11 protein-coding genes are annotated in these 9,535 nt (G+C 70.2%); 3 read left to right on the top strand and 8 right to left on the bottom strand.

Annotated elements, in window-relative coordinates; genetic code table 11:
* Positions 1 to 74 precede the first annotated feature (74 nt).
* From ACWGIC_RS43765 to ACWGIC_RS43740, 6 genes are all read right to left on the bottom strand, one after another.
* The gene (locus ACWGIC_RS43765; protein ID WP_452081845.1) at positions 75 to 425 is read right to left on the bottom strand and encodes a DUF3817 domain-containing protein; all 351 of its coding nucleotides are present in this window, start codon (positions 423 to 425) and stop codon (positions 75 to 77) included.
* Between the two features lie 27 nt (positions 426 to 452).
* Positions 453 to 785: a hypothetical protein gene (locus ACWGIC_RS43760; RefSeq protein WP_452081846.1), complete on the bottom strand. Its 333-nt coding sequence runs from the start codon at positions 783 to 785 to the stop codon at positions 453 to 455.
* Positions 786 to 1,155: 370 nt separating this feature from the next.
* Entirely contained in the window at positions 1,156 to 2,088 is a 933-nt protein-coding gene (locus ACWGIC_RS43755; RefSeq protein ID WP_452081844.1) for a lytic transglycosylase domain-containing protein, read from the bottom strand.
* A 155-nt stretch (positions 2,089 to 2,243) separates the two neighbouring features.
* Positions 2,244 to 2,735 (bottom strand): hypothetical protein, encoded by a 492-nt coding sequence (locus tag ACWGIC_RS43750; RefSeq protein WP_452081843.1) that lies wholly within the window; start codon positions 2,733 to 2,735, stop codon positions 2,244 to 2,246.
* A gap of 239 nt (positions 2,736 to 2,974) precedes the next feature.
* A complete protein-coding gene (locus tag ACWGIC_RS43745; RefSeq protein ID WP_116206671.1) occupies positions 2,975 to 3,457 on the bottom strand; it encodes a helix-turn-helix transcriptional regulator in 483 nt (160 codons plus the stop codon).
* Positions 3,458 to 3,797: 340 nt separating this feature from the next.
* Positions 3,798 to 3,965: a hypothetical protein gene (locus ACWGIC_RS43740; protein ID WP_162836029.1), complete on the bottom strand. Its 168-nt coding sequence runs from the start codon at positions 3,963 to 3,965 to the stop codon at positions 3,798 to 3,800.
* Positions 3,966 to 4,161: 196 nt separating this feature from the next.
* Here ACWGIC_RS43740 and ACWGIC_RS43735 point away from each other — a divergent pair, with 196 nt between their 5' ends.
* Entirely contained in the window at positions 4,162 to 4,683 is a 522-nt protein-coding gene (locus ACWGIC_RS43735; protein ID WP_452081842.1) for a GNAT family N-acetyltransferase, read from the top strand.
* 4 nt (positions 4,684 to 4,687) lie between these two features.
* Here the strand turns inward: ACWGIC_RS43735 and ACWGIC_RS43730 are convergent, their stop codons facing one another.
* Positions 4,688 to 5,830 carry a CaiB/BaiF CoA transferase family protein gene (locus tag ACWGIC_RS43730; RefSeq protein WP_452081841.1) on the bottom strand — a complete coding sequence of 381 codons (1,143 nt, stop codon included), beginning with the start codon at positions 5,828 to 5,830 and terminating at the stop codon, positions 4,688 to 4,690.
* A gap of 26 nt (positions 5,831 to 5,856) precedes the next feature.
* A complete protein-coding gene (locus ACWGIC_RS43725; protein WP_037809891.1) occupies positions 5,857 to 7,008 on the bottom strand; it encodes an acyl-CoA dehydrogenase family protein in 1,152 nt (383 codons plus the stop codon).
* 98 nt (positions 7,009 to 7,106) lie between these two features.
* Between ACWGIC_RS43725 and ACWGIC_RS43720 the strand changes: the two genes are divergently transcribed.
* Together ACWGIC_RS43720 and ACWGIC_RS43715 are read left to right on the top strand one after the other, a co-directional pair.
* Complete coding sequence (locus ACWGIC_RS43720) at positions 7,107 to 7,715, top strand: TetR/AcrR family transcriptional regulator (RefSeq protein ID WP_354751179.1); 609 nt, start codon at positions 7,107 to 7,109, stop codon at positions 7,713 to 7,715.
* Between the two features lie 67 nt (positions 7,716 to 7,782).
* A complete protein-coding gene (locus ACWGIC_RS43715) occupies positions 7,783 to 9,393 on the top strand; it encodes a succinic semialdehyde dehydrogenase (protein ID WP_452081840.1) in 1,611 nt (536 codons plus the stop codon).
* Positions 9,394 to 9,535: the final 142 nt, after the last annotated feature.

The raw sequence follows: 9,535 nt of genomic DNA, 5'->3' as shown, positions 1-9,535 counted from the left end.
GCCCGCGAAAACCCCCCGGCCCCGCTACGGCCCGGGGGCCGCGGCTTTTTCCGTGCTTTTACCGCTTTTGCCGCTCAGAAAACCTCGCGCCCGGCCTGCACCCGGTGCGTCACCCGGCGCTCGACGACGAACGACACGAACGGGACGCACCCGGCCAGCAGGACCAGGACGGTGCTCTTGATCGACCAGCGGGCCTTGATCGCCAGGTCGATGGTGAGCACCAGGTAGATCATGTAGAGCACGCCGTGGATCGGCGAGTACACCTGAGCGGGCGTGGCGTTGCCGAAGCCGTACTCGATGATCATGGTGGCGCAGAGGGCGAGCAGGCCGACGCCGGTCACGTACGCGCTGGCGCGGAACCGGGTCAGCGACCCGGACACCTTCGCCTGGCGAGTCGGGGCGGCACCGTCGGTGCTGGTCGTCATGGGAGCGTCCTCACTTCCGCGGGTGTTTCAGGACTGCTGGTCGCGGGCGTTGAGCTCGCGCAGGTAGCGGTTGTAGGCGGCGAGTTCGTCGTCCTCTTCGGCGGGCGCCGCGGCCGGTCGCGGGGCGGGCACGCGCACCGGGGCCGGCGCGGGCTCCGGCTTTTCGGCGGCTGCCTCTTCGCGTTCGCGCAGCTTCTTGATGCGCCAGAACATGAACGCGGGGAAAAGCCCGAAAAGCGGCCATTGCAGGACGTAGCCGAGGTTCTGGAAGGTGCCGGTGGCGGACGTGAACCGGTCCCACTGCCACCAGGCCAGCCCGCAGCACAACGCCAGGCTCACGACGCTCGTGGCGACGATCATGAGCCGGCGCCCGAGCGGGGACACGGCCGGGCCGGGATCTGCAGGCACGGTATCGACGCTAGCACTGGCCTGGGCGAGCGTTGCTGAGAGGCGGCGAGGTCGTGACCGGGGCCCCACCCCGCGCTCGCCGCCGGATTCGCCGCAGGCTCGGGTCTCGGCTCGCCGCCGTCTCCGCCCCGGAGGCGGTGCTGGGTCTTCGCCCGTGCGTGCCGCCGCATCGGGTGGTTCCGCAGCTCAGCCAGGCAGCCGGTGCGGCAAAACGCCCCAATGCCACATTGGGTGCATGCCACGCACCGAACGCCACATTGGGTGCGTCGGACGCACCCAATGTGGCATTGGGGGCGCTATCGGCCGAGCGAGACCCGGGGGGTCAGCCCGCCTGCACCTTCTGCGCCGCCTTCGCATAACCGTCGGCCAGGCCGAACACCTTCTGCGCGTACTCCGTCGAGTTGTTGTACGACAGGATCCCCGCCCACCAGCCGGCCGGGCTGGCCATGTCGCGACCGCCCGCGCACAGGTAGCGGGCCGCGGTGAGGGCGGCGTCGTCGATTTGCTGCGGGTCGGCGCGGCCGTCGCCGGTGGCGTCCGACGCCCACTTCCGCCAGGTGCCCGGGATGAACTGCATGGGGCCGACCGCGCGGTCCGCGACCGGGTCGCCGTCGAGCTGGCCGCCGTCGGTGTCGCTGATCGCGCGGACGCCGGAGGAACCGTCGAGCGGAACGCCGACGATCGGCTTCGACGGGCGGCCGTCCGCGCCGAGGACCGCTCCGCCGTACTGGCCGTGGTTGGACTCGATGCGGCCGATGCCGGCGAGCGTCGCCCACGAGATGTGGCAGCCGCGGTCGACCTCGCGCATCGCGAGTTCCGCGTTGCCGTACGCGCGCACCGCCCTGGCCGGGATGCCGGTGGCCGGCGCGACCTTGTCCGCCCAGCCCTGCAGCGGATCGCCGCCGGTCGGGCGCGCCGACTGCGGCGCGGTCCCCTGGTCCGCCGCCCCGCCCGCGACGACGGCGTTGACCGGCGCGATCGAACCGGGCTTGACGTCGACCGCCTTGACGCTCAGCGCCGGGATGTCCGTCGTGGTGGGACTGGCTTCCGGGGCGGCCGCCCTGGTGACGATCCAGACCCCGCCGCCCGCGACCGCGAGCACCGCGACGACGACAGCGAGCCGCACCGCGAGCGCGGTGCCATGGCCGCGACGGGCGGGCGAGGGGGCGGCAGCGGGGGCCGCGGTCTCGTCCCCGGTCCGCGCGGTGTCGGGGGTCTGTCCGGTGGCGGGCACGAAACTCCGGTCCTCCAGCATGGCTTGGGGTTCGCAACACACAACGAGCCCGCGCAGGTTAGCGTTACGCCCGCATCGCCATGGCCCCCGCCACGCCGGTTCACCCAGCCGGGTAACGCGGTCCCGTCAGGTGGACGGCCGGCACCGCACAAAGCCCTGGCGGGCGGTCCGGGCACTCAGGAAGACGCGACCCGGAGTTTGCCCGCGGACCGCTCGTCCGCGAGCCATTCGTCCTGCTCGTGGTCGCGGATGAGGCTGCTCAGGCGGTGCCGCAGACCTGATTCCCACGTGCTTGAGCCGCGCTGGAAATCCTCGAGGTCCGAGGGAGCGGCCACCAGAGTGAGCAGCTGGAGCACCTGACCGCTGTTGTCTCGAGGGAGGGCGAGGAGGTCAGCGGCCGCCAGTACGGTGCCTGCGACGAGATCGCCGGGCGGGAATCTCTCCAAAGCTCCGTACGCCGCCTGGTGCGCGCCGTAGTCCTCTTCGGCGCTCAGCGACGCGATCAGAGCATGGACCGCTGTGGGTCCTTCATCGCCGCCGACCAGGTCGGCCAGTTCCACGTAACGGTGGTACCGGCGCTCGGTTTCTTCCTGAGCGGCGTCGTCGATCTCAAGAGCGCAGACGCTCAGCAGTTCGCGACGCCAAGCCGCCAGGTCAGCAATAGCCATCCGGTCTCCCCCTGGTCCGCAGCCGCGCCAAACCTTGGCGACCCTGTCCAGAAGGGAGAGAGATTCCACGCCTGGCCAGCCGAAGAAGACCAGTTCGCCGTGCTGCCTGGCCGATTCGCCGGCCAGGCAACACAGCTGTCAAAAAGGCTTTTTCCGCACACCTCGCGCAGCCACGACGAAGAGGTCAGGCTGCGCAAGAGCCAGCCGCCCGCTCATCCGCGGGCGGTGCAGCGAAACGGTCAGGCAGGCTTCTGCTGCCGAGCCAGCCGCGCGACGCACCACGCGGGCGCGCTGCCGCGGCGGAGGTGCTGCAGCACCGTCATCGGGCCGAGCCGGCGCGCCAGATCGGACGGCGCGAGACCGGCCGCCCGGTAGTCCAGGGCCCGCTGGTCCAGCGGGCTGATGCCGGCGTCCCACCACTGCTGCGCTTCGGCGACGTCGCCGACCATCTGCCACCAGCCGGCGGCGGCGACGAGCAGTTCTTCCGGGACCTCCGGCAGCCGGGCGCGCATCGCGTCGAGGTAGCCGGGGTCGGCGGCCTCGACCGGGGCCCAGCGGGCGGGTCCGGACCGGGCGCGCTGGCCGGGAATGCCGGGCGGAGCGGCCGGCGCGTCGGCCAGCCAGGCCGAGGCGATGCGGTCGACCTCCTGCTCCTCAGGGGTCTTCTCGCGCTCGGCCGACCACTGCCGGATCAGCGCTTCAACTCCGGGATCTCCGGTCATCCCTGCCTCCTCATCGGTCCCCGACGGGCAGGCATTCGACCGCCTGCCCCGTTGCGCGTCCACGACTGGCACCCCACGCGTGACCGGGCTGGAAAACCGGCCGTGACCCGGTTCCCGGGGGACCCGGAGAACCGGCTGATCACGCAATGTGAGCACCGTAGGGCGGCACCCGCTTTCTCCGCCATACCCCGGACCCCGGAAATTCCGTGACCAGGCGGTTTCAGGGGCCAATCCACCCGGATGGTCGAGCGAAGTGCCCGAATCCCGGGATCCGGTGACAATGCGTGACTAGTTGGCCGGACGGCGCGCGAAAGCGGCCCGGCGGGAGGAAAACCCGGGGTCAGGCGAAGAGGCTCTTGAAGAAGGTGACGATCGCTTCGGCGCCGTCCTTGAGCCAGCCGAGCACGCGGTGCACGAAGGCCGCGGAGTTGGTGGGCTGCGTGATCAGGAAGAACAGCACGAGCGCGACCACTCCGACGACGACGATCTTCTTCAGGCCGCTCGACATGGTTCCGTCCCCCTCCGCTCCTCCGGCGCCCGGTCGGACGCCGGCCCCGCCTCGGCAGAGTCGGCTCCCACTCTAGTGACGACGCGCCGTAATGGCCCGTCGCAGGCCCGGATCCAGCCAGAAAGCTCACGGCCGGGTGACCCCGGTCACCATCGGGTGAGCCGGGGCCAGGCAGCGCCCCCGGTACGCTCCGGCGATGGACGACGGCGCAGTGACTCTCCGCCCGGTGCGCGAGTCCGACCTCGGTCTGCTGGAGTCGCTGACCAACGACCCGGAAACGGTCGGCGAGCACCAGTGGTTCGGCTGGCACGATCCCGGCTACCTCCGCCGGCTCTGGCGCGAAAACGGCATGCTGACCACCGACAACGGCATGCTCGTCCCCACGCTCGACGAACGTCCGCTCGGGCTCGTGTCGTGGCATCGCACGCGGACCGGCCCGCACACCTACTGCTGGAACATCGGCATGGTCCTGCTGCCGGAGGCGCGCGGGCACGGCCTCGGCGCGCAGGCGCAGCGGCAGCTCGTGCAGTACCTGTTCGCGCACACGCAGTTCAACCGCGTCGAGGCCAGCACGGAGGCCGGAAACCGGGCCGGGCAGCGTTCGCTGGAGAAGGCCGGGTTCACCCGCGAAGGAGTCCTCCGCGGGTTCGACTTCCGCGACGGGCAGTGGCGCGATCACATTCTCTACTCGGTGATCCGCTCCGATCTGCCGCTGTGAGCGCTCAGGCGATCGCTCCGGCCTCCTTCAGCGCCGCGACGCCCTCGGCGTCGTAACCCAGTTCCGCCAGCACTTCCGCGGTGTCCGAGCCCTTCTCGTGCGGCGCTTCCGGCGTGGCGGCGGGCGTCCGGTCGAATCGCGGGGCCGGGGCGGGCTGCATCGTGCCGCCGATGTCCACGAACGTCCCGCGCGCCGCGTTCTGCGGATGTCCGGCGGCTTCCCACGGCGACAGCACCGCGGTGAGGCACGCGTCGGTGCCCTCGGCCCGCGCGACCAGTTCGTCGCGGGTGAACCGGCCGACCGCCTCCGCCAGGATTTTGCGCAGCCGCGGCCACTGGCTCTGGTCCACGTGCATCGGCAGGTCTTCGTTCTCCAAGCCGAGGACCTTGACGAGATCGGCCCAGAACCGCATCTCGATCGCGCCGATGGCGACGTACTTGCCGTCCGCGGTCTCGTAGGTGTCGTAGAACGGGGCACCGCCGTCGAGAAGGTTCTCGCCGCGCTCCCCCGGCCATACGCCCGCCGCGCGCATCCCGTGCAGGCTCGTGGTCAGCAGCGCGGCGCCTTCCACCATCGACGCGTCCACGACCTGGCCGCGTCCGGACGTCGTGCGCTCGTGCAGCGCGGCCAGCACGCCCATCGCGAGCATCAGGCCGCCCCCGCCGAAGTCGCCGACCAGGTTGAGCGGCGGCACCGGGCGTTCGCCGGCGCGGCCGATCGGGTCGAGCGCGCCGGCGACGCCGATGTAGTTGATGTCGTGCCCGGCCGCCGACGCGAGCGGACCGTCCTGGCCCCAGCCGGTCATCCGGCCGTACACGAGCCGCGGGTTGCGCGCGTGCACCTGCTCCGGGCCGATGCCCATCCGCTCCGCGACCCCGGGACGGAAGCCCTCGATGAGCACGTCGGCGCGGTCGGCCAGCTTCAGCACCAGCTCGACGCCCTCGGGCGTTTTCGTGTTCACGCCGACCGAGCGCCTGCCCCGGGCGAGCGGATCGTTCGGGATGGCGAGCACGTCGGCGCCCGGGGTGGCGCGGTCGACGCGGATCACGTCGGCGCCGAGGTCGGCCAGGATCATGCAGGCGAACGGAGCCGGCGCGAGCCCGGCCAGCTCCACGACCCGCAGCCCGGCGAGCGGACCTTGCTTCACAGGAATGTCCTTTCGCAGCGGGGGTTTCAGAGCGTGCGGGAAATGATTTCCTTCATGATCTCGCTGGTGCCGCCGAAGATCCGCGAGATCCGCACGTCCGCCCAGGCGCGCGCGATGGGGTACTCGGTCATGTAGCCGTAGCCGCCGAACAACTGCAGGCAGTCGTCCACGACCTTGTTCACCCGCTCGGTGGTCCACAGTTTCGCCATCGCCGCGCCCTGCACGTCGAGTTCGCCGCGCAGATGCCGTTCGATGCACTGGTCGAGGAACGCGCGCGACACCGCGGCTTCCGTCGCCGCCTCGGCGAGCTTGAACTTCGTGTTCTGGAAGTTGAAGATCGGACGGCCGAACGCCGTGCGTTCCTTGGTGTAGTCGATGGTCAGGTTCACCGCGGCTTCCAGCCCGGCCACCGCGGTCACGGCGATGATCAGCCGCTCCTGCGGCAGCTGCAGCATCAGCTGGATGAAGCCCTGGCCCTCGGCGTCGCCGAGCAGGTTCGCGGCGGGCACGCGGACGTCGTCGAAGAACAGTTCGGCGGTGTCCTGGCCCTTGAGCCCGACCTTGTCGAGCACACGGCCGCGGCGGAAGCCCGGGGTGTCGGTCTCGACCACGATCAGCGACACGCCTTGCGCGCCGGCGTCCGGGTCGGTCTTGCACGCGACCACGACGAGGTCGGAGTGGAAACCGTTGGTGATGAACGTTTTCGCGCCGTTGATCACGTAGTGGTCGCCGTCGCGGACCGCGCGGGTCTTGATGTTCTGCAGGTCTGAACCAGTGCCGGGCTCGGTCATCGCGACCGCGCCGACCATCTCGCCGGTGGCCATTTTCGGCAGCCACTCGCGCTTCTTCTCTTCCGACGCGTACGCCAGGATGTAGTGCGCGACGATTCCACTGTGGACGGTGACGCCCCACGCGCTGTCCCCGGCGCGGGCCTGCTCCTCGTACAGCACCGCTTCGTGCGCGAAAGTGCCGCCGCCCCCGCCGTACTCCTCCGGGATCGACAGGCACAGCAGGCCGAGTTCGCCCGCCTTGGTCCAGATCTCCCGGTCGAGCTTCTTCTCCGCCGCCCAGCGCTCCTGGTTCGGCACGAATTCCTTCTGCAGGAAAGACCGGGCCAGCTCCCGGAGGTCTTCGAGTTCGGTGGTGCTCCACGAGCTCTTCTGGATCTGCAACGGCACGGCTACGCCTCCCGCGAACTGGAAAACATGACGCTTGGCAGGTAAGTTCTGAGCGGAATGTACATCCCATCCGTCCGGTACGTAAAGCAGGAGCCGCGATGACCGAGGTCGCCAGGGGACACCGCACCCAGGCCGAACGCCGCGAGCAGACGCGCACCGCTCTGCTGGACGCGACGATCGATTGCCTGGTCGAGATCGGGTACTCCCGAGCGTCGGTGCAGGAGATCTGCACCCGCGCAGGCGTCTCGAAGGGCGCGGTGCAGCACTACTTCGCCACGAAAGCGGAGCTGATGGCGGCCGCGGTCGAGCACCTCACCACGAAGCTGCGCACCCAGCTCGCCGCCTCGCTCGGCTCGCTGCCGGGCGGCGCGTCGGGCGTCGCGGCGGCGATCGACCTGCTCTGGGAGGGCTATTCGGGCACGCTCTCTACCGCCGTCACCGAGCTGTGGGTGGCCGCCCGCACCGACCCGGAACTGCGCGCGGCGATCCGCCCGGTCGACCGCGCGCTCGGCCGGGCGACGCTGGGGCACATCAGCGAAGTCGCCGGCGACCTGCCGAAAGAGCGTGCGGAGATGCTGTTCTGGCTCACTGTGAACCTCACCCGAGGCCTCGCCCTCGACGCCGAACTGGGCGGCGACCCGCGCCGGCGCCGTCAGCTGCTGGAGGAGTGGAAGCGGATCGCCGTGCTGCTGTATTCGGGCGACTAGTGTCCATACCGCCGGTATGGTGTACTCGTCGGTAACACCCGGCCCCGCACGGAAGAAGGTGCGCTCGATGACGAGTACGACCCCGGCGAACCTCACCGGCCAGCCCCTGCCCGCGACCGTCGGCGGCGTGGCGGGCGCTCCGTCCGCGGCCCGCGCCGCCGCGCTCGTGGCCCGCGTGACCGGCGGCGCCGACAACGCGCCGGTGCAGATGACCGCGCCGTTCACCGGACAGCCGATCGCCTCTCTCCCCCAGGCCGACGACGCCGAAGTGCGCGCCGCGTTCGCCTCCGCGCGCGAGGCGCAGCGCGAGTGGGCGGCACTGCCGGTAACCCGGCGGCAGCAATTCCTCCTGCGGCTGCACGACCTGGTGCTCGCGCGGCAGGCGGAAGTGTTGGACCTCGTCCAGGTGGAAGCCGGGAAGGCTCGGATCGACGCGTTCGACGAGGTCAGCGCTACGGTGCTCGTCGCGGCTTACTACGGCAAGCACAGCGCGAAGATCCTGTCGCCGCGGCGCGCGCCCGGGGTGATCCCGGGGCTGACGCGGGCGGGTGAACTGCGGCATCCCAAGGGGGTCGTCGGAATCATCTCGCCGTGGAACTATCCGCTCGCTTTGACCGCGATGGATGTTTTTCCCGCGCTTGTCGCCGGGAACGCGGTGGTGCAGAAGCCCGACAACCAGACCGCGTTGTCCGCGTTGTGGCTGCAGGAGCTGGCCGAAGAGGCTGGGCTGCCCGCGGGGTTGTGGCAGATCGTGCTGGGGCGGGGGTCGCAGATCGGCGACGCGTTGCTGGAGGAGTGCGATTACCTGTGCTTCACCGGGTCAACGCCGACCGGCAAGGAGCTGGCGGGGCGGATCGCGCAGCGGCTTACCAGTTATTCGCTGGAGCTGGGCGGGAAGAATCCGATGATCGTGTTGCCGGACGCGGATATCGCCAAGGCCGCGGCGGGGGCGGTTACGGCGTGTTTCTCGTCGGCTGGGCAGTTGTGCGTGTCGGTGGAGCGGATTTACGTGCACGAGAGTGTTCGTGAGGAGTTCACCCGGGAGTTTGTGGCTCGGACGGCGGCGTTGCGGTTGGGCGGGTCGCTGGATTACCACGCTGGGATGGGGTCGTTGACGTCTCGGAGCCAGTTGGAGACTGTGTCGGCGCATGTGGAGGACGCTCGGGCGAAGGGGGCCCGGGTGTTGACCGGCGGGCGGGCTCGGCCGGATCTTGGGCCGTTGTTTTACGAGCCGACCGTGCTGACGGATGTTCGGCCGGGGATGACGCCGTTTGCTTCGGAGACGTTTGGGCCGGTGGTTTCGGTTTACGGGTTCAGTGACGTTAACGATGCGATTGAGCGGGCTAATGACACGCCGTTTGGGTTGAACGCGAGTGTGTGGACCCGGAATGGGCGGGCCGGGTGGGAGGTCGGTGCTCGGTTGAAGGCGGGGACGGTGAATGTCAATGAGGGGTATGCGGCGACGTTCGGGACTGTCGGCGTGCCGATGGGTGGGATGAAGGAGTCCGGGGCTGGGCGGAGGAATGGGGCGGAGGGGTTGTTGAAGTACACGGAGGCGCAGGCGATCGCGGTGCAGCGGGGGCTGGGGTTGCGGCCGCCGAAGGGGGTGCCGGGGGCGTTGTGGGCTCGGGGGATGACGGTGAGCATGAAGCTGTTGCGGCGGTTTCCTGGGCGGTGAGGGGACGGCTCGTCGCCTGGCGGCGACATTGCGTCCGGTGAGTTGGAGGCACCCCGAAGCCGATTGTGATGACGGGAGGAGGGTGCTTGTCAAGGCGGGAAAGATGCCTTGACAAGCACCCTCCTCCCGCAATTTTGGCTTC

The sequence above is a fragment of the Amycolatopsis sp. NPDC054798 genome, assembly GCF_053611505.1.
Note: the sequence above shows the minus strand (reverse complement) of the source record. Positions and strands in the feature narration are given on the sequence as shown.

What these genes read in the sequence shown, in the direction of transcription:
- ACWGIC_RS43765 (WP_452081845.1), bottom strand. Translation starts at nt 425, where the DNA reads ATGACGACCAGCACCGACGGTGCCGCCCCGACTCGCCAGGCGAAGGTG.
- ACWGIC_RS43760 (WP_452081846.1), bottom strand. Translation starts at nt 785, where the DNA reads ATGATCGTCGCCACGAGCGTCGTGAGCCTGGCGTTGTGCTGCGGGCTG.
- ACWGIC_RS43755 (WP_452081844.1), bottom strand. Translation starts at nt 2,088, where the DNA reads ATGCTGGAGGACCGGAGTTTCGTGCCCGCCACCGGACAGACCCCCGAC.
- ACWGIC_RS43750 (WP_452081843.1), bottom strand. Translation starts at nt 2,735, where the DNA reads ATGGCTATTGCTGACCTGGCGGCTTGGCGTCGCGAACTGCTGAGCGTC.
- ACWGIC_RS43745 (WP_116206671.1), bottom strand. Translation starts at nt 3,457, where the DNA reads ATGACCGGAGATCCCGGAGTTGAAGCGCTGATCCGGCAGTGGTCGGCC.
- ACWGIC_RS43740 (WP_162836029.1), bottom strand. Translation starts at nt 3,965, where the DNA reads ATGTCGAGCGGCCTGAAGAAGATCGTCGTCGTCGGAGTGGTCGCGCTC.
- ACWGIC_RS43735 (WP_452081842.1), top strand. Translation starts at nt 4,162, where the DNA reads ATGGACGACGGCGCAGTGACTCTCCGCCCGGTGCGCGAGTCCGACCTC.
- ACWGIC_RS43720 (WP_354751179.1), top strand. Translation starts at nt 7,107, where the DNA reads ATGACCGAGGTCGCCAGGGGACACCGCACCCAGGCCGAACGCCGCGAG.
- ACWGIC_RS43715 (WP_452081840.1), top strand. Translation starts at nt 7,783, where the DNA reads ATGACGAGTACGACCCCGGCGAACCTCACCGGCCAGCCCCTGCCCGCG.